Annotated in this window: 18 protein-coding genes; 15 read left to right on the top strand and 3 right to left on the bottom strand. The window is 60.4% G+C overall.

What is annotated here, in order from left to right:
* Positions 1–7 precede the first annotated feature (7 nt).
* The 6 genes from HMPREF0762_RS02830 (at position 8) to HMPREF0762_RS02805 (ending at position 5,649) form a co-directional block, all read left to right on the top strand.
* A complete protein-coding gene (locus HMPREF0762_RS02830; protein WP_006361891.1) occupies positions 8–706 on the top strand; it encodes a 4Fe-4S dicluster domain-containing protein in 699 nt (232 codons plus the stop codon).
* Between the two features lie 170 nt (positions 707–876).
* Positions 877–3,441 (top strand): molybdopterin-dependent oxidoreductase, encoded by a 2,565-nt coding sequence (locus HMPREF0762_RS02825; protein ID WP_006361890.1) that lies wholly within the window; start codon positions 877–879, stop codon positions 3,439–3,441.
* A gap of 13 nt (positions 3,442–3,454) precedes the next feature.
* Complete coding sequence (locus HMPREF0762_RS02820; protein WP_006361889.1) at positions 3,455–3,802, top strand: hypothetical protein; 348 nt, start codon at positions 3,455–3,457, stop codon at positions 3,800–3,802.
* A 136-nt stretch (positions 3,803–3,938) separates the two neighbouring features.
* Positions 3,939–4,217 carry a chaperone NapD gene (locus HMPREF0762_RS02815; RefSeq protein WP_006361887.1) on the top strand — a complete coding sequence of 93 codons (279 nt, stop codon included), beginning with the start codon at positions 3,939–3,941 and terminating at the stop codon, positions 4,215–4,217.
* Between the two features lie 45 nt (positions 4,218–4,262).
* Entirely contained in the window at positions 4,263–5,189 is a 927-nt protein-coding gene (locus HMPREF0762_RS02810) for a 4Fe-4S binding protein (RefSeq protein ID WP_006361886.1), read from the top strand.
* A 49-nt stretch (positions 5,190–5,238) separates the two neighbouring features.
* Positions 5,239–5,649: a rhodanese-like domain-containing protein gene (locus HMPREF0762_RS02805; RefSeq protein ID WP_040618861.1), complete on the top strand. Its 411-nt coding sequence runs from the start codon at positions 5,239–5,241 to the stop codon at positions 5,647–5,649.
* 64 nt (positions 5,650–5,713) lie between these two features.
* On the opposite strand, the gene HMPREF0762_RS02800 is transcribed toward HMPREF0762_RS02805, so the two are convergent.
* Positions 5,714–6,742, bottom strand: coding sequence for a helix-turn-helix transcriptional regulator (locus tag HMPREF0762_RS02800; protein ID WP_006361884.1), 1,029 nt, complete (start codon positions 6,740–6,742; stop codon positions 5,714–5,716).
* Positions 6,743–6,932: 190 nt separating this feature from the next.
* On the opposite strand from HMPREF0762_RS02800, the gene HMPREF0762_RS02795 reads away from it, so the two are divergent.
* The 5 genes from HMPREF0762_RS02795 (at position 6,933) to HMPREF0762_RS02775 (ending at position 12,530) form a co-directional block, all read left to right on the top strand.
* A complete protein-coding gene (locus tag HMPREF0762_RS02795; protein WP_006361883.1) occupies positions 6,933–7,571 on the top strand; it encodes an MptD family putative ECF transporter S component in 639 nt (212 codons plus the stop codon).
* Complete coding sequence (locus HMPREF0762_RS02790; RefSeq protein WP_006361882.1) at positions 7,572–8,264, top strand: energy-coupling factor transporter transmembrane component T family protein; 693 nt, start codon at positions 7,572–7,574, stop codon at positions 8,262–8,264.
* The gene (locus tag HMPREF0762_RS02785) at positions 8,261–9,727 is read left to right on the top strand and encodes an ABC transporter ATP-binding protein (RefSeq protein WP_006361881.1); all 1,467 of its coding nucleotides are present in this window, start codon (positions 8,261–8,263) and stop codon (positions 9,725–9,727) included. Before HMPREF0762_RS02790 ends, HMPREF0762_RS02785 begins: the two co-directional genes overlap by 4 nt.
* Positions 9,728–9,963: 236 nt before the next feature.
* Positions 9,964–11,220 carry a DUF438 domain-containing protein gene (locus HMPREF0762_RS02780; protein ID WP_006361879.1) on the top strand — a complete coding sequence of 419 codons (1,257 nt, stop codon included), beginning with the start codon at positions 9,964–9,966 and terminating at the stop codon, positions 11,218–11,220.
* Positions 11,221–11,318: 98 nt separating this feature from the next.
* Positions 11,319–12,530 carry an iron-containing alcohol dehydrogenase gene (locus HMPREF0762_RS02775; protein WP_040618859.1) on the top strand — a complete coding sequence of 404 codons (1,212 nt, stop codon included), beginning with the start codon at positions 11,319–11,321 and terminating at the stop codon, positions 12,528–12,530.
* A gap of 177 nt (positions 12,531–12,707) precedes the next feature.
* Here the strand turns inward: HMPREF0762_RS02775 and HMPREF0762_RS02770 are convergent, their stop codons facing one another.
* Positions 12,708–13,562: an FAD-binding protein gene (locus tag HMPREF0762_RS02770; RefSeq protein WP_006361877.1), complete on the bottom strand. Its 855-nt coding sequence runs from the start codon at positions 13,560–13,562 to the stop codon at positions 12,708–12,710.
* Positions 13,563–13,588: 26 nt separating this feature from the next.
* Here HMPREF0762_RS02770 and HMPREF0762_RS02765 point away from each other — a divergent pair, with 26 nt between their 5' ends.
* The 4 genes from HMPREF0762_RS02765 to HMPREF0762_RS02750 all read left to right on the top strand — a co-directional run bounded on the left by HMPREF0762_RS02765 (position 13,589) and on the right by HMPREF0762_RS02750 (position 18,829).
* Positions 13,589–14,116 (top strand): LysR family substrate-binding domain-containing protein, encoded by a 528-nt coding sequence (locus HMPREF0762_RS02765; RefSeq protein WP_084779345.1) that lies wholly within the window; start codon positions 13,589–13,591, stop codon positions 14,114–14,116.
* Positions 14,117–14,663: 547 nt separating this feature from the next.
* On the top strand, positions 14,664–15,917 hold the full coding sequence (gene arcA, locus HMPREF0762_RS02760) for an arginine deiminase (RefSeq protein WP_006361874.1): 1,254 nt from the start codon (positions 14,664–14,666) through the stop codon (positions 15,915–15,917).
* Between the two features lie 168 nt (positions 15,918–16,085).
* On the top strand, positions 16,086–17,567 hold the full coding sequence (locus HMPREF0762_RS02755) for an amino acid permease (protein ID WP_040618856.1): 1,482 nt from the start codon (positions 16,086–16,088) through the stop codon (positions 17,565–17,567).
* Between the two features lie 137 nt (positions 17,568–17,704).
* Positions 17,705–18,829 (top strand): aminotransferase, encoded by a 1,125-nt coding sequence (locus HMPREF0762_RS02750; RefSeq protein ID WP_006361871.1) that lies wholly within the window; start codon positions 17,705–17,707, stop codon positions 18,827–18,829.
* 3 nt (positions 18,830–18,832) lie between these two features.
* Here the strand turns inward: HMPREF0762_RS02750 and HMPREF0762_RS02745 are convergent, their stop codons facing one another.
* Entirely contained in the window at positions 18,833–20,314 is a 1,482-nt protein-coding gene (locus tag HMPREF0762_RS02745; RefSeq protein ID WP_040618855.1) for a LuxR C-terminal-related transcriptional regulator, read from the bottom strand.
* Positions 20,315–20,548: the final 234 nt, after the last annotated feature.

The raw sequence follows: 20,548 nt of genomic DNA, 5'->3' as shown, positions 1-20,548 counted from the left end.
GATCGACGTGGGTCTGAGTGCATTCGCGAAGGCGATTGCAGGGGGCATCATCGGCTTTCAAGCCGTCATGTATGCGATGCGCGAGCCGCAAACGTTCATCAGACCTCCGGGGGCGAAGGACGATAGCGACTTCCTCGCCCGTTGCGTGCGCTGCGGAAAATGCCTCGAAGCCTGCCCCTATGAATCGATCCGCATGGTCAAGGACCCTCTCGACCCGTCTTCGGGCACCCCATGCATTTCCGTGCGGGAAAAGGCCTGTCGCATGTGCGAAGACCTTCCCTGCGTGAAGGCATGTCCGACCGGCGCCCTGCGCGACTGCGAAGAGCGCGAGGACATCCGCATGGGGATCGCCGTCATCAACGAGAGGACGTGCCTTTCCTACAAGGGCATGCGATGCGAGGTCTGCTACCGCGCCTGTCCGCTGCTCGACCGGGCGATCGCGATCGACTACCGCATGCGCGAAGGTGACGATCGTCATTCCGTATTCGCGCCGGTCATAGACCCGGAGGTCTGCACCGGGTGCGGATGGTGCGTCGAGCGCTGCGTGACGGACGAACCAGCCATCGCGATCGTGCGCGACAAGGCCGATGCCGAGGGCTATTGGGACGTCTACAACGTCGAACACGGCTACGCCTCGGACGAAGATCCTGCCGCATGGTCGGCCGCGTCAGGCACAGCGGCGGCCACCAAGGCGTTTTCCGAATAAGCGCATGGAGCTCTTCTCGGTGTCGTGCAGCGCTGACGAAGGTGCACGGCGGATGGAAGAGACGGACGAAGAAGGAGGGCAAGAAGACGGAGGGAAGAGGCAAAAGAGCAAGGGAATAAAAGAACGAGGGGAACGAAAGAACGAGGGGACTACCGGAAAGGGAGGAATGAATGGAAGTCTCGAGACGACAATTCGTGAAAGCCACGGCCGTATCGCTCGCGATGGCCGCTGCCGGCATGGGCACGGCGACGCTCGCCGGGTGCGCGCCTTCTGGGGGAGAAGGCGCTTCCGGAAGCGGGGAATCCACCTTCACCTCGGGCGTCTGCCGCTTCTGCGGCACCGGCTGCGGCGTGATCTGCGAAGCCAAGAACGGCAGGCTCGTGTCGGTCACGGGCGATCCCGATAATGGGAGCTCGCGCGGCCTCAACTGCGTGAAGGGCTACTATCTGAGCAATGTGCTCTACGGCGAGGACCGCCTGACGGTGCCGCTCATCCGCGACGACCCGTACACCAAGGGCACGGACGAGGGCCTGCGCGAAGCCACTTGGGAAGAAGCGCTCGACCTGGTTGCGGACAAGCTGAAGACGGCCTACAAGAACGATGTCAGCCGCATCGCGTTCTGGGGAAGCGGCCAGCAGCCCATCGCCGAGGGCTATCTGACGGCGAAGTTCTGGAAGGCGGGCCTGCTTTCCAACAACATCGATCCGAACGCGCGCCTATGCATGGCGAGCGCCGTCGTCGGCTTCATGAACGTGTTCCAGACCGACGAGCCTGCGGGCAGCTATGACGACCTCGAGAATGCAGACGTGTTCGTGACCTGGGGTGCGAACATGGCAGAGGCGCATCCCGTCCTGTATTCGCGCCTGACCGCGCACAAGCTTTCGGGCGAAGGCGTCAAACATTACGATCTGACCTGCTATCGCACCCGCACCTCGGAATCAGCCGACAAGGTGCTCATCTTCAGGCCGGGCAGCGACATCGCCGTGGCGAATGCCATCTGCAACTACCTGATCCAGAACGACCTGTACGACCACGCCTTCGTAGAGGACCATCTGCAGTTCAAACAGGGCACGGAGAATCTGGGAGACGCCTTCGACGACGGCTACGACAAGAGCGAGGTCGGCTCCAAGGTCGATGCGGTGGAAAGCATCGGCTTCGAAGACTTCGCCGCTCGGCTGGAACCCTACACCTTGGAATACGCCTCGGAGCTTTCGGGTGTGCCGGTCGACGACATCCGCGAGCTGGCCGATGTGTTCGCCGATCCCTCCAAGAAGGTCATGAGCCTGTGGACCATGGGCGTGAACCAGCATAACCGCGGCACATGGATGAACCACTGCATCTATAACATCCACCTGCTCGTCGGCAAGATCGCCAAGCCCGGCAACGGCCCCTTCAGCCTGACCGGACAGCCTTCCGCCTGCGGCACCGCGCGCGAGGTGGGCACGTTCTGCCATCGCCTGCCGGCCGACCTCGTCGTCGCCAACCCGCAGCATCGCCGCTTCACCGAGGCGATATGGAACCTTCCGGAAGGGTACCTGGATCCCATCTCCAAGCCCGGGTTCCACACCACCAAGATGTTCCGCGAGATGAGCAAGGGCAACATCGACTTCATGTGGACTGCCCACAACAACTGGGCCGTCTCGGCGCCCAACCTGACGCGCGTGCTCGGCGTCGACCCTGCGTACCAGGGCATCTACAGCACGTTCATCGTGGTCGACGAGGTGTATCCCACCAATTCGACCCGCTATGCCGACGTCGTGCTTCCTGCGGCTCTCTGGGTCGAGCGTGAAGGCCAGTTCGGCAACGGCGAGCGCCGCACCACCATCTTCGAGAAGGCGGTCGATCCTCCGGGAGAGGCGAAATGGGACCTGTGGATCCTCCTCCAGGTCGCCATGCGCGTGCTCGAGGGAGAGACCATCGACGGCGAAGACGCCTTCAACCGTCTGTTCGGATTCGTGTTCGATAAGGAAAAGGGCGATTTCATCTCGGATGACGAGAAGGAGATCAACGGCCTTATCTGGGAAGAGTACCGCACGTTCAGCAATCCCGAGCTCAACGAGCGCGCCCAGGCCATCAACATGGATGCCGACGGAACCTTCGAAGCCAAGCTCAAGATGGAGGCCAAGCAGCTGGCTCCCTACGAGGAGTATCGCTCCGCGCATGGCCTGACCTGGCCTGTGCGCGAAGTCGATGGGAAGTGGCTGCCGACGAAGTGGCGTTTCGCCAACGGTTCCCAGGAAGAAGGCTTCGATCCCTACGGCGTCGAGAAGTACGGCAAGACCGGCCTGGCCAACGACGTGTGCTTCTACAAGGCCAAAGACCTGAAGCCCTCCGTGGTGTTCCGTCCGTACGAGCCGCCCGCGCAGGAGCCGAGCGAAGACTATCCCTTCTGGTTCAGCACCGGCCGCCTGCTCGAGCACTGGCATACCGGTTCCATGACGATGCGCGTGCCCGAGCTCAAGCGCGCGCTGCCCGAGTCGCTGCTCTACATGAACAAGCAGGACTGCGCCGATCTGGGCATCAAGGACGGCGACACGGTGCGCGTCACCTCCACGTACGGCACCTTCGAGATCAACGTCTCCACGAGCGGCCGCGTCGATCCCGATCCCGGCATGACGTTCGCGGCGTTCTTCGACGAGAAGAGGCTCATCAACCTTGCGGTGGAGGATATCTACTGCCCGCTGTCCAAGGAGCCCGACTTCAAGAAGACCTGCGTTCGGATCGAAAAGGCGTAAGGGGGGGGCGCACATGAAGACGAAGAAAACCGCCGCATTGGCGATGCTGGTCGCGACGGCCCTCTGCTCGGCCGCGCTGAGCGGGTTCATGCTCGTGTCATGCGGATCGGGAGGACCGGCCGCTCAAGACGATGCCGCCCTCAAGGCTCCGCCTCTGCAGCCGGCTGAAGACCATCAGGGCATCTGGGAGTCGAAAGGTTCCGAAGGGTGCTACGGCTGCCACGGCGTCGACGAGAACGGCGCACGGAAGGTCGAGGCTGCTCCGGCTCTGCCCGAAGACCATTACGCTGCGGGCGATATCTCCAGCATGAAGATCGATCCTGAGCGCGATCAATGCATCATCTGCCATCCGGTAGGATAGGCGGCACCGCGCTTTCGCCGCATGGTAGCACGTCCTTTCGCAGGGCGCGCGACCTGCGAAGCGGAAGAGCTGTGGCGCGTGCGTGCGATGCAGGCGCGCATGCCGGTCGAACGCGAGTACGTCATGAGGAAGAGACATGGTTATTTCCAGCTTGGTAGTGAATGCCGTCGCCGATAAGGCATCTACGGCGGCCGAGGCCTTGGCGGCCATCCCCGGAGTCGAGGTCCACGGATGCGAGGAAGGCAAGATCGTCGTCACCATCGAGGCCGAGACCTCCGTCGAATCCCATGACATCGCGGCGACCTTCATGGACATCGAAGGGGTGTACGGCGTCGGACTCGTGTATTTCAATTTCGAGGACGATCCGACGGTGAACCCTTCGCGCGTGTCGGGCGATCGGTCGCCCGCCGAGTAGCCGACCGGCTTCACCTGCGGAAAAAGAGGGGAGAAGGCAGAGGGAATGACTGCACGGCCTGGAAAGAACGTCAAGGGAAGAATCGGCATAGCGCGCCGCATCGTGCAGATCGCGGTGCTGGAGCTCTTCTGCGCGCCCGTGATCGTATCGGGAACGGGCCTGTTCGGGCTCGTCAGCGGCAAGGAAGAGCTTTCGGTCGTTCCTTCGGACCTGCCGTTCTTCGGGTCGCTTGCCTCCTCGTCGGTCGTCGGCGTGAACGTGCTCGATCCGTATGCCCTGCTAGAGGTTCTGGCGGCGAGCGCGAGCATCACGGCCGGGGCGGTGCTTGCCGCCGTGCCGCCCCTGCTTGTGTACGGGCTTGTGCGGGGGCGTGCGTTCTGCGGGTGGATCTGCCCAGCCAACCTGGCGCTCGAAGGTGTCGATTGGCTACGTCGCAAGCTGGGGCTTTCGGTCGCCGTCCATGCGCTTCCCCGGCGCACGAAAATGATCGTCTCCATCGTGGTGTTGGTTATCTGCGCGATCACCGGCATGCTGGTATTCGAGATGTTCAGCCCGATCGCGTTTCTGAACAGGGGCATGCTCTTCGGATCGTTGGCGGGCGGCTTCACCATGGCCGCCATTGTGGTGGCCGAGCTCTTCTGGGCCGAGCGCGTATGGTGCCGGGCGCTCTGCCCCCTGGGTGGCTTCTACGAAGCGATCGGCACGTTCGGTCTGGTCAGCGTCAAGATGGATGCTGAGCGCTGCGTGCACTGCGACGCGTGCCGCGCCGTGTGCCTCTGCGACCCCGAGATCCTCGACGGCGTTCTGGACGAAGGCGCCGATCATGTAAGTGCGGGGGATTGCATGCTGTGCGGACGGTGCATCGACGTCTGTCCGACGGATGCGCTCAGCATAGGGCCTGCGGTTCCGTTCCCGAAGCCGCAGGCGGCGGAAGGCGCTTCGCTGAGCCGCCCCGGCCGTTTGCGCGAATGATACCGATCGCATGGCATTTCCTGGTATCCTGCGGGGCAGGAGGTGCACGATGAATCATACGTTGATAGTCCTTGCCGTCCTGCTGGTCGCAGGAGCGGCGCTTGTTGGTTGTTCAGGTTTCTTGAGCGGTGGCACCGCAGGAAACGATTCAGGGTTTCGCCAGGTTACAGCTCAAGAAGCAAAAGAGCTGATGGATTCCGAACAGGATTACGTCATCCTGGACGTGCGCACGGAGGGCGAATACGCCGAAGGGCATGTGCCTGGTGCGACCCTGCTTCCCCTGAACGACGTCGCCAGCAAGGCGGAAAGCGTTCTTACGGACAAAGACCAGCTGATCCTCGTCTATTGCCGCAGCGGCAACCGCAGCAAGCAGGCGGCCAAGACGCTGGCGTCGCTCGGCTACACGAACGTTGTCGACTTCGGCGGAATCTCGAGCTGGCCCTACGATATCGAGAAGTAGCGCACTTCAGGCATGAACCGACTTGCTCGCAGAGCCTTCGCCGCGTGTTTCGGCGAAGGCTCGTTCATAGTGCGGCGTCTCGCTTCGACGCTTTCCATTCGCTCGGGCTCTGCCCTGTGAGGCGCTTGAACATAAGGCTGAAATTGCTCTGATGCTTGAAGCCGACATCCGCAGCCACCTCGGCGATGGTCTTATCCGACTGTATGAGCAGGTCTTGGGCTCGTGTTAATCTCGCGCGGGCGAGATAAGATCCTATGGTCATGCCGTTTGCCCGCATGAATGCCTGGCATAGTTTCGTTTTGCTGACGAGCAACGCTGCTGCGAGGTCGTCGAGCGAAGGCGGTCGTGCGACGTCGTCGGCGATGCATATCTTGACGCGGTTCGATATCTCAAGGTCGGTCAGGGAACCTTCCTGTCTTCTGTCCGATAGATGGAAATCGATGGTATCGGCCATGGCTTGGCGCACCTTTCCTGACAGGTACAACCGGGCGCCCGGCAGTTCCATTCTTCCGATTGAAAAGGATCCGAGCGTCTTACGGAGTTCAAGCGCGCGATCGAGCGAGCGTGTGTGCCGCAGGGCCTTCTTCAGGTCGCTGGGCGATGTTAGAAGATCCCGTCCTATCCTCTCGAGGAATGTCGGGAGCAGGTTGATGCTGCATGACTGATAGGAGTTGCCTTCCTTCAGCTGATACGCATGCATGCCGGGGGCCATCTCGTAGGCCAGCAGGTGTTGCTTCAGCTCGGGAGATAAAGGTTCTTTCAAGTCGTCGACGGGAACTCTCTCGGCGCGTCCCTCAGGCGTCTTGAGGAATGTTTCGGCGCTTATGCTCGTCAGAAGGGATAGGCACCAGTACCGGCTCGACGGCCGTTCGATCAGCTCCATATCGCGCTTCTGGAGAAGCCTCTTCATGGTTACCAGGCATCCTTCTTCGCTGTTTCCTGCCCAGAACCATCCCAGGGAGTCCTCCGTGTCTATTCTTGTCAGCAGGCCGTAGGCTATGGGATATGGTTCGGCCTTCAGTTGGCGCAGCTGCTCGGCAAAGATCGAGCGCTCTTCGTGCGTGAAGCGGTTAAGGGCATTATCGAGTTCCATCCGAAGAGTCCTTTTCTGTAAGAATTTATTTCAAATTCCATTATTCATATTTCAAATTACAGATGAGGGCGCATGCACGTCAATGGATTCATGGCGAAAGTTAGCATCGACTAACACAAGAGGAGGGTTCGCTCATGGCTTCTCTTTGAGGAGGCATGCTCCTCGAAGCGGCAAGGGAGAAAGGATCGTCATGCCAGATAAGGAAACGGAAACGATGCCGGCGGAAACGGCGGAGCCGGTAAGAGGCGTCCGCCTTTCGGTGAGGGACTTCGCGACGATAGGTATATTCTGCGCCATTATGTTCGTCGTGTTCATGGCATACTCTATTCTTACGGGCGCTTCGCTGTTCTACTCGATGATCTTCAATGCTGCCGGCGCGGCATTGATTCTATCTCCATTCTACGTGTATATGTGCATGAAGGTCGGCACGCATGGTCCGGCATTCGTGTATAACCTGATGTGGGCGATTGTCGCTGGCCTCATGATGGGGCCGTTCATGGTGCCGTGGTTTATCGGCGGAGGAATCATCGCCGAGCTGTCCATGATTGGCGCCAGCTCGTACCGGAGTATCAAGAGGATTGCTATCTCTTGGGTGATATGCGCCCTCGTTCGCGCCATGCATGGCATGTCTGAGATCTGGTTCTTCCACGACGCCTTCCTGGCCACGGGCGTCAGCGATGCCCAGATTCAGGTTCAGACGCAGTTCTACACCGATCCCTTCTGGGTGTGCGTCAGCCTTGCCGTGACGGTCGTGCTTGCGGTGCTCGGTTGCGTCATCAGCAACAGGATCGTTGTCAAGCATTTCAAGAAGATGGGATCGGTCAGGTAGATGATCCCGAAGGCAGACGTTCACTTCGACTTTCGTGCGAAGCTTGTCGTCGCGGTTCTGGTGATGTCGCTCGTCGCTTTGTTGACGAGCGACATCACCCTCTATGCCCTTATGGTGTTTCTCGTCCTGTACCTGGCGATTCAAGGTCTGGGCCGCCATGCGCTCATCTATGCGCTCATTGCGTTGGTGCTCGGCATGATGAGGGTCGTCTCAAATGGGAACGGTCTTACCTTCCTTCTTCCTGAGATGTTTCTATTCATTCTCGTGAGAACGACGATCATGCTTATGGCCGCCGAGCCCCTCTTGGGCATGCCGCCTGGCGAGGTCGTCGCAGTTTGCAAGAAAATGCGCGTGCCCGATATGGCGGCGCTCCCACTGACGTTCATGCTGCGCTTTCTTCCAGCAGTGGAAGGTGAGTTCAGAGATGTATTCGAGGCTCTTGGAATGAGAAGACTGCTTTCGTTTCGTCATCCTCTCAGAACGTTCGAGCATGTGGTAACGCCTGTAATGCTCAGATCATCCAGGATTGCAGAAGAGCTCGCCGCTTCGGCGGAAAGCAGGGGCATCTCGTCGCCGGGGGAACATACCTGCCGACGTGCCATCAGGTTCGGCTGTCATGACGCGGCGCTTTCGATCATTTCCATGGCGATTGCATTCTCATGCGTCGTTTTCGATAAAGGATTTCTTGCATGAGCGATTCTGCGGCGATACGGCTCGATGGGATATATCTTTCGTATCCCGCTTCGCATACCCCTGTCCTGACGGATGTCTCTTTTTCTATTTCGTCTGGCGAAGCGGTGGCTATCGTGGGTCCCTCAGGTTGCGGGAAGACTTCGGTGACGCGTGTCGTAAACGGTCTCGCGGAGGCATACTATGGGGGATCCCTTGCAGGATGCGTCCAGGTAGGGTCCCTTGACGTGCGTACAGCTCGGTTGAGCGAGATCGGACGTGTGGTCGGATCCGTGTTCCAAGATCCTCGCAGCCAATTCTTCGCGAGCCTGACTGAAGACGAGGTTGCGTTCGGCATGGAAAACTATGGGGTTGCGCACGAGCTCCTTGATGCGCGAGTCGATGCGGCGCTCGCTTTCGTGAAGGCCGAGACTTTGAAGGGGCGTTCGATACACCCGATGTCGAATGGCGAGAAGCAGAAACTCGCCATTGCGTCGGTGAATGCGGTGAAGCCTTCCGTCTACGTGTTCGACGAGCCGTCATCGAATCTTGACATGGCATCTGTCGAAGCATTGTCATGCCTGATGGCAAGGCTCAAAAATCAGGGTTGCACCATTGTGGTGGCCGAACATCGGATCCATTACCTCATAGGCGTCGTCGACCGATTCATCTACATGGACGGTGGATCTATAGTCGCGACCTATACCTCTTCCGAGTTGATGGCACTTGCTGAGAATCGTCGCGCTGAGCTCGGCATCAGATCGCCTCGCTTGGATAGGCTTCGCGCCGGCGCTCGTTTCTTTACGACGACGGGATCAGGTCTCGCGATACGGGGTCTTCGTTATTCGGCGGCATCCCGCGTCATATTCGAGGGTCTTGATTTTGAAGCGAGATCCGGCTGCATTACGGCAATCGTCGGACGAAACGGCATCGGAAAGACGACGCTTGCGAAGCTTGTCTGCGGCCTTCTGAAAGAGAAGGGAGGAAGCATCTTCATTCGCGACGTCCCTATGTCCCGGAAATCGCGGCGGCGGGCGGCATACTTCGTCATGCAGAACACCGATTGCCAGCTATTCGGTGACAGCGTTTGGGATGAGCTGCGGATGAACGCACCCCGCTTGCCGGAAGATGACCTGCGTGCGATTCTAGATGATTACGGGCTCTTGAGCTTCAAAGACGTTCATCCAATGGCGCTTTCGGGAGGCCAGAAGCAGCGGTTGACCATCGCTGTCGCCGAACTTATCGATGCTCCCGTCATAATATTGGATGAGCCGACTAGCGGATTGGATTATCGAAGCATGCGTAAGGTCGCCGCTCGCCTTAGGGCGCTTGCATCGAAGGGAAAGGCTGTTCTGGTCATCACGCATGACTTCGAATTCATCATGGAGTCATGCGACAAGGCGATTCACATCAAGGGGTCGGGACAGGCTATCTGTTTTGATGTGGGAAGCTGCCAAGAACGCATCTTGGCAGCTTTGGCATCTTAAAACGGCTTTTGTGCCAAGCCTTGCTTTTCAGGACAGAAAACGTGACGATGTGCCGAAAATCGTTATCGGCAAGACGACGAGCGATGCGGCGCTCGTCGATTCGACCCTATGCGACGTATCGAGCGCGATCGCCATCCTTCGATTTTTTCTCAGATGTTGTTGCGACAACATAAAATTTCTTCGTGCCGTGATAGAAGTTAGCTCAAGCTAATACCATTACGGAAAGGATACGCGGCATGGAAGATATGAAGAAGCATCTCGGCCAGGTGGACGTGGCGAAGGTCAAGCTGATGGTCCGTGTCGAAGAGGATTACGAGAACGGCAAGCTCTCGTTCGACGAGGCGCGCGCCACGCTCGAAGAACGCGTCGGATCCTGCACGCCGGCAGAGATCGCCCTCGCCGAGCAGATGTTCACCGAGGAGGATCCCGACCAGTGCCGCAAGGAAGACATCCAGGGCAAGCTCGCACTGTTCGAAGGAATCCTCCAGACCGGCATGGAGGGGCTGCCCGCCGATCATCCGCTTTCGCGGTATATGCAGGAAAACGAGGCATGCAAGAAGATTCTGCTCGAGATCGAGGATCTGGTTCAATACCCGCTCATCAAGAACCAGTGGATAGAGCTGTACGATCGACTCATGCAGGTCAAACGCCACCTTTCCCGTAAACAGATGCAGCTGTATCCCGTGCTCGAGCAGAAAGGGTTCACGCGCCCCACGACGACGATGTGGACGCTCGACGATTACGTGCGCGACGAGATCCGCGACGCGCGCGCCCTGCTGGATGCCGATGATGACGACGCCTTCATCGCACGGCAGCAGACCATCGTCGCCGATCTGCGCGACCTTATGGCCAAGGAGGAATCCATCCTCTTCCCGACATCCCTCAAGATGATCACACCCGAGGAATTCGAAGCGATGAAGTCGGGAGATGCGGAGATCGGGTACGCATGGCTCGACCTCGATGTGGACCATCGCGCTCTGGAGCGCGAGCAGAAGGCCGCCTCTTCGCCGGACGCGACGTTCGTCGACGAGCTCGCGGCGTTGCTCGGCAAGCACGGCATCGCCGCCGGTCCCGACGCCGAGCTTGACATGAAGACGGGCAAGCTCACGCTTTCCCAGGTGAATCTCATGCTTCAGAACCTTCCGCTGGATATCTCGTTCGTCGACGAGCACGAGATCGTGAAGTTCTACTCCGATACCGACCATCGCATCTTTCCTCGCAGCAAGAACGTCATCGGGCGCGATGTGAAGAACTGCCACCCGCGCGCGAGCGTGCATATCGTGCAGGAGATCGTCGAGAAGTTCCGCGCCGGGGAAGAGGACGAGGTCGATTTCTGGATCAACAAGCCCGGCGCCTTCATCTATATCTATTACAAGGCCGTGCGCGACGAGGACGGCACCTTCTGCGGCGTTCTCGAAATGATGCAGGACTGCACGCGCATCCGCTCGCTTGAAGATTCACGTACGCTTTTGACCTGGGGAAGCGAAAAGTAACGCAATCCTTTGCCTTATCGAGCGGTCGCAGCGGAACGGAGTATACTGTGCCTTTCGGTCCGATGCGGGCATGGACGCTCGGGGAAAGGGGCATGTCGATGAGAACGGGCAGGCGCATTCGCTGCCGCCTTCAGCAGACGGTCTTTCGCGCGGCCATGCCGCTTCTTCCGTATCGCGAGCCGGAAATCATGCAGACGATGGAAGGCGTCGCCGCCGCATGCGTGAGCGAGCATGTCGCGCGCGTGCTTATCGTGACCGGGCCCCGCATCGCGGCATCGGGCATGCTCGACAATCTGACGCATGCCCTTGAAAAGGCGCACGTTTCGTATCGTGTGTTCGATCGAGTGGTTCCCAACCCGACCGTGGCGAACGTCGAAGACGCGCGCGAGGAATACCTCCATCACGACGCGCATGGCATTATCGCCGTCGGGGGAGGTTCGCCCATGGATTGCGCGAAGGCGGCCGCCCGTTTGATCGCCGACCCGGATTCAACCCTGTCAGATGCGCGCGGAATCTCGTTTTCCCGCCGTCCCGTCCCGCTGCTCGTCTGCGTTCCGACCACGGCCGGGTCGGGCAGCGAAACGACTGTCGCCGCCGTCGTGACCGATGAGGCGAAGCGTCTCAAATACGCCATCAACGATTTCAGGCTCATACCGAAGTATGCGGTGCTCGATGCGAGGCTGACGGCTTCCTTGCCGCCGTCCGTCACCGCTCAGACGGGCATGGACGCCCTGACGCATGCGGTCGAGGCGTATATAGGCCGCAGCACCACGCGCCGCACGCGTGCGATGTCCAAGAAGGCCGTTTCCCTTATCCACGGCAACCTCCTGCGAGCATACCGCCATGGCGGCGACCTTGAGGCGCGCGATGCCATGTTGAAGGCATCCTACTGCGCCGGCGTCGCGTTCACGCGCTCGTACGTGGGGTACGTGCACGCCATGGCCCATGCGCTCGGCGGGCGCTACGGCATTGCGCACGGGCTTGCGAACGCGATCATCCTCCCGCACATGCTGCGCGCGTACGGCCATGCGATCGATTCCAAGCTCGCGCGCCTCGCCAGGGTTGCGGGAATCGCCTCTCGCGACATGTCGGCCGCCGACGCCGCCGCGGCGTTCATCGCCTGGATCGACGAGGCCAACGCTTCTATGGGAATGCCCCGGTACGTCGAAGGCGTGCAGGAGATCGACATCCCCCAGATGGCGCTTAATGCCGATGCGGAGGCCAACCCCTTGTACCCGGTGCCCGTGCTCATGGACGAGAAAGAGCTTCGTCGGATGTTCTACGTCATCGCCGGATCGCGGGTCGAGTAAGGGCGTATTCCGGATCGAGCAGGGCGCACTCATTCCGATAGCGCAGATGCTCCATGCGAAAACCCCCAAGCCGGAGGGATGGCATGGGGGTTTTCGTCTGCAGGCGGCCATCACGTGGGCCCCGTGCGGGAAGGGCTCCATGCGGTGGACCGGCTTGCCGCCGCGTCTCTCGTCGCGTCAGCTTCGGGCGGCGAACTTGCCGGCGACGCGTCCGCTCGTCATCGCGTTGCCCATGTTGTTTCCGGCGGAAGGGCAGTTGTACGCGTTGCCGTACCGCTCGCCCATGCAATTCCCGACAGCGAACAATCCGGGGATGACGGCGTTCTTCGACGCGGTGAGCACTTGGTAGTTGCCGTTGACGCACAGCCCGGCAAGGGTGTTGAGGCCTGGGCCGTACAGGTTCTGGGTGCCCTGCGTGGCGATGTAGAAGGGCGCTTCGTCGATGGGAATGAGCAGATCGGCCTTCTTGCCGAAATCGGCATCCACGCCGTCGGCGCACATCTGGTTGTAGCGTTCGACGCTGGCCTTGGCCGCTTCGAGGGCATCGCCCGTGAGGCCGGCGTTGGTCAGAACCTCTTCGACCGTCGAGCCGACGAAGATGTCGTTCATGAAGGGCATCGATCGGTTCGCGATCTCAAGGCCGCGGACCTTGACGGTGCCGGCTGCGGGATCGGCGGATTCCATCTCCTGCTGGAATTCTTCGATGCCTTCGGGGAAGCCCCAGTTCGGAGCTCCATGGTCGAGACCTGCCTTCTGGATGTACTGCATGTACTTCTTATCCATGATGGCGAAGTTGCCGACCATGCCTGCGTCCTTGTTAATGGGCTGGCGAAGCGACTGCGCGAGCACGAGGCCTGCGTAGGATTCATTCATGAATCGCGCGCCGTTGCAATTGAGGAACAGGCAGGGGGTGGAGCCCCAGGGGCCGAATGAGATCGAAGGGGCGTCGCCTGCGACGGGGCGCGGATGGCTTTCGATCGCGCCGCCGGCCCAGCAGCCGAGCTTGTGGCCCGAACCGTCGCAATCCGTCATGCCCTTGAGGCCATTCGGCTTCGAGCATACGTCTGACCATTGATACGTGGACGAATTTGCTTGGACAGGTCCGCACCGGAGATCTCGATATCGCATTCATGGAAATGTCGGAGGTGGAAGGCGATGACAGTCTCGGCAGGCTGGATTTGCTCACCGAAGGCATATCGGTGGTGATGCCGTCGGATCATCGGCTGGCCTGCCACGAACGGCTGAGCGTGGGCGATGTGCGTGGCGAACGGCTGTTCATGCCTGATCCCGAAATCTCTCCCCGATTCTTCGGCCGACTGCAAGGGATGCTTGAGCGTGCCGGCGTTAGAATAGAACGCGCCTGCGTGGGCAACCATTATGAGGCGACCGTGGCATTGGTGGCCGCCGGAAACGGCATGACCTGCATGCCGCCCAGCATGTGCCGTAATTTCGATTCCGTCGCGCAGGTGCCGTTGTCCGATTTGGGAACGCATATGCGTTATGGCATCGTCTGGAACCGCGCGACCATCGGCACCATTGCCTCGGAATTCGTCGCCGCCGCATCCGCTTGGGAGTGGTCGTGCTGAATTCCCGGCCCGCGTTCTGCGGCTCGCCCGATTCACCCATCTTCCGCATGCGGAACCGACGCTTCCGAAGCCTCTCGCGCGATCGAGCGCTCCCGCATGCATTCACCGATTGTCTCGACGCGTTCAAATGTGCCGAGCATATGCATGTAAGCCTTCGGAAACTTCTCAGGAATCGGATAAAACAGTCGCGTTATGCACGTTTTTGGAAGATGCTGTACGGATCTCTCTTTGTATGAACTAATCAGCGGATTGAATCAACCCATGTCATTCAATCGAAGGTTCGGATGCTGCCTATGCAGCGGAAGATGAGAGCATAATAAAAAATGCATATTTCATCCGAAATATGCATAAATGATACATTCTTAAGTGTATATGTACTGCTATTTTGACACGTAATCCAATATTTACAATACCTATCAGATGTATTTTTTTCATGATAATATCTTCGCGGCTGCAATGAAAAACGCGGAGCCTCACCGGGTTTTTCTCATGCACGCTACGTATCGGAATGTGCCGCGCAACGGCACGGAAAGAGTAGGAGGAACCCATGGCTAACGGGCTTTACGTCCATAGCGAAATAGGTCGCCTGAAGAAGGTCTTGCTCCATCGTCCGGGAGAGGAACTGCTGAACCTCACTCCCGATGATCTCGAGCGCCTGCTTTTCGACGATGTACCCTTCCTCGAAGTAGCACAAGCTGAGCATGACCGTTTCGCCGAAATCCTGCGCGAGCAGGGTACCGAGGTTCTCTACCTCGAGAAGCTGACCGCCGAGGCGCTTGATGCCGCGGGGTCGCGTGAGGAATTCACCAACCAGTGGCTCGACGAGTCCGGCCTCCATGGCAAGAAGGCTCGCGCCGCCGTCAAGGAGTTCATGGACTCCATCGAAGGCACCCAGGCCTTCGTCGAGAAGTGCATCGCGGGTATCCGCAAGAACGAGCTCGAGCTCCCCGCCGCGACTTCCTCGAACCTTCTTGCCGACCTTGTCGGCTTCGGTCAGGATTCTGCAACCGATCTCCTGATCAACCCCATGCCCAACACCTATTTCACGCGCGATCCCTTCGCGATCGTGGGCAAGGGCGTCACCCTGAACCGCATGTTCTCGGTCACGCGCAATCGCGAGACGATCTTCGGCAAGTACATCTTCCGCGATCATCCCGATTACAACGAAGCCCCTCTGTGGTATCGTCGCAACGCCACGTACCACATCGAGGGCGGCGACGTCCTGAACATCAATGCGCATACGCTTGCCATCGGCATTTCGCAGCGCACGCAGGCAGCCGCCATCGACACCCTTGCTCAGACCCTGTTCTGGGATAAGGAGCTTGAATCTGAAATCGACACGATTTACGCGTTCAACATCCCGGTCTCCCGTGCCTTCATGCATCTGGACACCGTCTTCACGCAGATCGACATTGATAAGTTCACCATCCACCCGGGCATCATGGGCACCCTCCAGGTCTTCAAGATGACCAAGGGCGCCTCCGAGGGCGATGTCAAGATCGAAGAGATGAACGACACCCTCGAGCATGTCCTGGCGAAGGCCATGGGCCTCGACGCCGTCAAGCTCATCCAGTGCGGCGGCGGCGATCCCGTCGCAGCTGCGCGCGAGCAGTGGAACGACGGCTCCAACACCCTGTGCGTCGCGCCTGGCACGATTTGCGTCTATCAGCGCAACTCCGTTACCAACGAGGTCCTCGACAAAGAAGGCCTCAACCTTCTGGTCGTTCCTTCGGCGGAGCTTTCCCGCGGCCGTGGCGGCCCGCGCTGCATGAGCATGCCTTTCGCTCGCGAAGATCTCTAGTCGAACGTCGGCATCGTTTCGGGCTCGTGAGCGCGCATGCGCTCCGAGCCCGGGTCCTCGCGTTCCCCGCGTCCGACTTCCGGGTCGGACGCGGTCCTCGCCGTTCTTCGCGGCTTCAACGTTCATTGTCCGGATGTACCGGACACGATCATCAGAAAGGATTATGCGATGGCTTCTCTTGAAAAGCAGGTCGATAATCCCAAGGGCATCGGCTTCATCGGCCTCGTGGGCTTCGTCGTCTCCTCCTGCATCGGTTCGGGCGTCTTCGCCCTCACCGGGCAGCTCGCAAACGTCGCATCCCCGGGCGCTGCGCTCATTGCATGGGTCGTCTGCGGGCTCGGCTTCTTGTTCCTCGCCCTTTCCCTTGCGAATCTCGGCACGAAGCGCCCTGAGCTCGACGGCGCCGTCGCCTACGCCGAGGCCGGCTTCGGCCCCGTGCACGGCTTCATCTCCGGCTGGGGCTACTGGCTGTCCGCCTGGCTCGGCAACGTCGGCTTCGGCACGATGCTCGCCCAGGTTCTCGGTTCCGACTACTGCCTCGGCGGGTTCATGCCGGGCGTCTTCTCGAGCGTCGAGACCGGCAACCCCACGCTCATCGGCGTGCTCGTCGTCTCCTTCTTCCTGTGGGGCCTGACCTATCTGGTCATCCGCGGCGTCGAAAGCGCTTCGGGCCTCAACGCGTTCGTCATGTTCGTGAAGATCGCTTCCATCCTGATCTTCATCGCGTTCGCCGCGTTCAGCTTCCAGGCCGGCGTCTTCACCGAAGACTTCTGGGGCACCCTGAGCCGTAACGCCACCGTCATGGCGACCACCGGCGTCGATCTCGGCGACGTTCCCACCCAGGTCACGAGCTGCATCCTGATCATGATGTGGGTCTTCATCGGCATCGAGGGCGCGTCGGTCATGTCGCGTCGCGCGAAGGTCAAGTCTGAAATCGGCTCTGCCACTATCGTCGGTCTGCTCGTCCTGCTCGTCCTCTACATCGGCGCTTCCGTGCTTCCCTACGGCGTTCTTCCGTACGAAGAGCTCGTCGCGGCTCCCAAGCCTGCCACGATTTCCGTCTTCGAAGCCATGGCTCCCGGTTGGGGCGGCACGTTCATCTCCGTCGCCATCATGATCTCGGTTCTCGGTTCTTGGCTGTCCTTCACGATGCTTCCTGCCGAGACCTCTTCGATGCTCGCCGGCCACGGCCTGCTCCCGAAGGCGTGGGATAAGCGCAACGCCAACAACTCCCCGCAGATGTCCTTGATCATCGTCGGCGCCTGCACGCAGATCTTCATCGTCATCGCGACGTTCGCGGCGGATGCGTACACGTTCGCCATCTCCATGTGCACCGTGACCATCGTCATCACGTGGGCTTACGCCGCTGCGTACCAGGTCAAGCATTCGATCGAGAATCATGACATCGGCCAGTGCATCATCGGCGCGCTCGCGCTCGCCTTCCAGGTGTTCGGCGTCATCTTCACCGGTCTGCCGTTCCTGATGCTCGCCTGCCTCGGGTACGTTCCCGGCTGGTTCTTCTATAAGAAGGCCCGCGGCGAGAATGATGCGACCATGAGCAAGGGTGAAATCACCATTGCCGTGATCCTGTCCGTCATCGGCATCATTTCCATCCCGCTGACCTTCACCGGCTTCATCCCGGTTTTCTAGGACGAAGCGAGCACGGCGGTTCTAAGGGCGGGGGAGCGGAGCGCTTCCCCGCCTTTTCCATATCTATCGGCGTGCCGCCGGTCGATAGGACATCCTGTCCCGGCGGTGCGCCCCGTTTGCGAATCGGAGGCTGAAGCATGGAATTCAAGACCATCGGCTGCGAGGACTGGCTCAACGTCAACGAGCATGATGCGGTGTGGGACATCGCGCAGTCCACGATCTCGTCCCTTACGATGGGAGAACTCCTTGCCCTGGACGGCAAGGACGGTGCGACGTTCTACGAGCGTTTGAACGACGAAAAGATGAACTACGGTTGGATCGAGGGTTCGGCGGAGTTCAAGGAAGAGGTCGCGAAGCTCTATAAGAAGGATCTGGACCCACGCAACATCCTGCAGACGAACGGATGCACGGGCGCGAACATGAACGCGCTGCTCGTGCTCGTGAAGCCGGGCGACCACGTCATTGCCGAGTGGCCGACCTATTCGCCTCTCTACGAGATTCCGCGCTCCCTCGGCGCCGAAGTCGAATACTGGGAACTCAAGGAAGAGCTCGACTGGGCGCCCGATATCGAGGACCTCAAGCGTCTCGTGCGTCCTGACACGAAGCTGATCTGCATCAACAACGCGTCGAATCCCATCGGCACGGTTCTTTCGTCCGACATGCTCCGTCAGATCGCCGACGTGGCGGCGTCCGTCGGCGCCTACGTTCTGTGCGACGAGGTCTATCTTCCGATGGAGGATACCGACGCCTATGAATCGATGATCGATATCTACGACAAGGCCGTCGTCACCAATTCCGTTTCGAAGACCTATTCGGTTCCTGCGGCGCGCATCGGTTGGGTCATCGGTCCCGACGAAGTGTCCGATGCCATCCGCGTCCTGCGTGATTACTCGATGATCTGCGGCGGCGTGTTCAACGATGCGCTTGCGACCTATGTCCTGCGCAATCGCGAGGCGATCCTCGAGCGCAACAGGAAGATCATCTTCGAGAACCGCGCCATCGCGCAGGCATGGGTCGATTCCCAGCCGCGCGTCTCCTGGGTGGCGCCCAAGGGCGTGTCAACGTCGTTCATCCGCCTCGACATTCCGATATCCGACGAAGAGTTCTGCTTGAAGCTTTTGCATGAGCGCGGCGTGCTGCTGATTCCCGGCAACCGCTTCGAGCTTCCCTGCGGCGCGCGTCTCGGCTATTGCGCCGATACAGAGGTTCTGAAGAAGGGCTTGGAGCTTCTTGGAGAGGCGCTTGCGGAATTCGACGCCTGATCGCTAGTACGCGGCGCGACGCGCATCGACGATGTTCACGAGCTCCTGCTTCGAATGGATGTGCAGCTTGTGATAGATGCTCTTGACGTGCGCGCGCACCGTGTTATCCGAAACGACGAGCTTGCGGGCGATGCCGTTGCGCGTATGTCCCTGCGCAAGCAGCACGAGCACCTCTTCCTCACGGGAGGTCAAATCGTGCGTACGAGCGATATCCGCACAGATGCCGAGCAGCGGATCTGCGACCGTGCCGGGCATGGCCGCATGCGGCGCATCGCCCTCGGCGCACCCGAGCTCGTCGGGCGCCTTGCTGAACGGAGTGGGCGCACCGACGAGCATCGCCGTCGCGATGACGACGAGCACGAGCGAGCATGCCGTGATGGCGTTCGCGGTCAGCGTGGCGGTTCCGAAGACGAACGACGTGACTTGGGCGGTTACCGCGCCTGCAGCGAGAGCGGTCTGCACAAGCGCCCAGCAGACCGCAAAGCCGAGCGTGCGTCCATCGGACGGCGTGCGCCATACCAGATCGACCATCGTGAGGAACAGGAAGGTCAAAACGATCCACCAGAGCGAGAAGGTGATGCTCGGAAGCCACGTCGAGAACAGCGTGTCGAAGAGCATATGCAGCAGGAAGAGCGCGGCAAGCAGCGGGCTTATGATCTGGCTCAGCGTGCCGAGCCCGAATTTCTCTTGCCGAACGGCGAAGGCGACGAGCAGCAGGCACCCGCCTATGACGCATGCCGGCCCGAATCCGGCGATGCAGGCCTGCTCCCCGAATCCGCCGGAGGCGTGATAAAACCCCGATACGCCGAAGGTGATGCCGAACACGAAGGCATAGACGAGGTAGGCTCCGACGAAGCGACGGAAGGGACGGACGGTGCTCCATGCGAGCCGTTCGGCCTTGACGGTCGGCGGTTCCTGGTCGGCGATCGCTTCCGTCTCGGCGCCGGACGCATGCAGCAGGACGATGCCTATCGCCGCGCACGCCAGGGCCATGACGCCCAGGCCGGCTTCGGGAACGAATTCCGCGGCCCAGTCGAGGCATCCGAACATCGGCAGCGCGGCGAGGGCCGTGCCGAAGCGACGGCGAGCATCCAGCCGGGAAAGCGCATGCGCCCATGCCAGAGCGGCCCATGCCAGGCCGCCGCCAGTCGCGCAGGCAAGCGCGGCGGAGATCGGGAGAGGGGCGGCCGCCTGCACGAGCGACAGGCATCCGGCGAACGTCGCGGCGGCATAGATGGCTGCGCTGCCGAGGATGCGTCGCGACGGGGGTCCGTCAAGGCGTGCAAGCTCGCGCAGCGGGCGCAGGATCGCGGGCAGCCACGCGGCGGCCAAGAGGATCGCAAGGGGCGAGAAGAGGCGTCCCGCCGAAGCGGGAAACGCGAAGACCGTCAGATAGTGTCCCCATGCGCATGTGCATGCGAAGCCGACGGCGGCGCGCGGATCTATGGACGGGAGGACATGCCCTCCTCGTGAACGGTTCGACACTTCGACCCTCCCTCGGTTCGATTGCCATTGTAGCGTCATCCGTCGCGCGCGGTCGCGCCTCTGCGGCCCCTTCCGATGCCTCTCTGCTTGCGAACTGGGAAAACGTATTGAATCAAGAAAAATAGAACATTTTGGAACCTCAGGGGAGGCCTCTGATGGGAAAGATTGCCCCTTTTGGATTCCATCCTGTGCCTACGATTCCCATGCGCCCTGCCCGATCAGGCGCATGGGACA

The organism is Slackia exigua ATCC 700122 (genome assembly GCF_000162875.1).
Lineage (GTDB): Bacteria > Actinomycetota > Coriobacteriia > Coriobacteriales > Eggerthellaceae > Slackia > Slackia exigua.
The sequence above is the reverse complement of the archived record's forward strand: the minus strand, read 5'-3'. Positions and strand labels throughout refer to the sequence as shown.

Bases quoted from the DNA above. Each gene is read 5' to 3' on its own strand.
- HMPREF0762_RS02825 (WP_006361890.1), top strand. From the start codon at position 877: ATGGAAGTCTCGAGACGACAATTCGTGAAAGCCACGGCCGTATCGCTC.
- HMPREF0762_RS02820 (WP_006361889.1), top strand. From the start codon at position 3,455: ATGAAGACGAAGAAAACCGCCGCATTGGCGATGCTGGTCGCGACGGCC.
- HMPREF0762_RS02815 (WP_006361887.1), top strand. From the start codon at position 3,939: ATGGTTATTTCCAGCTTGGTAGTGAATGCCGTCGCCGATAAGGCATCT.
- HMPREF0762_RS02810 (WP_006361886.1), top strand. From the start codon at position 4,263: ATGACTGCACGGCCTGGAAAGAACGTCAAGGGAAGAATCGGCATAGCG.
- HMPREF0762_RS02805 (WP_040618861.1), top strand. From the start codon at position 5,239: ATGAATCATACGTTGATAGTCCTTGCCGTCCTGCTGGTCGCAGGAGCG.
- HMPREF0762_RS02800 (WP_006361884.1), bottom strand. From the start codon at position 6,742: ATGGAACTCGATAATGCCCTTAACCGCTTCACGCACGAAGAGCGCTCG.
- HMPREF0762_RS02795 (WP_006361883.1), top strand. From the start codon at position 6,933: ATGCCAGATAAGGAAACGGAAACGATGCCGGCGGAAACGGCGGAGCCG.
- HMPREF0762_RS02790 (WP_006361882.1), top strand. From the start codon at position 7,572: ATGATCCCGAAGGCAGACGTTCACTTCGACTTTCGTGCGAAGCTTGTC.
- HMPREF0762_RS02785 (WP_006361881.1), top strand. From the start codon at position 8,261: ATGAGCGATTCTGCGGCGATACGGCTCGATGGGATATATCTTTCGTAT.
- HMPREF0762_RS02780 (WP_006361879.1), top strand. From the start codon at position 9,964: ATGGAAGATATGAAGAAGCATCTCGGCCAGGTGGACGTGGCGAAGGTC.
- HMPREF0762_RS02775 (WP_040618859.1), top strand. From the start codon at position 11,319: ATGAGAACGGGCAGGCGCATTCGCTGCCGCCTTCAGCAGACGGTCTTT.
- HMPREF0762_RS02770 (WP_006361877.1), bottom strand. From the start codon at position 13,562: ATGACGGATTGCGACGGTTCGGGCCACAAGCTCGGCTGCTGGGCCGGC.
- arcA (WP_006361874.1), top strand. From the start codon at position 14,664: ATGGCTAACGGGCTTTACGTCCATAGCGAAATAGGTCGCCTGAAGAAG.
- HMPREF0762_RS02755 (WP_040618856.1), top strand. From the start codon at position 16,086: ATGGCTTCTCTTGAAAAGCAGGTCGATAATCCCAAGGGCATCGGCTTC.
- HMPREF0762_RS02750 (WP_006361871.1), top strand. From the start codon at position 17,705: ATGGAATTCAAGACCATCGGCTGCGAGGACTGGCTCAACGTCAACGAG.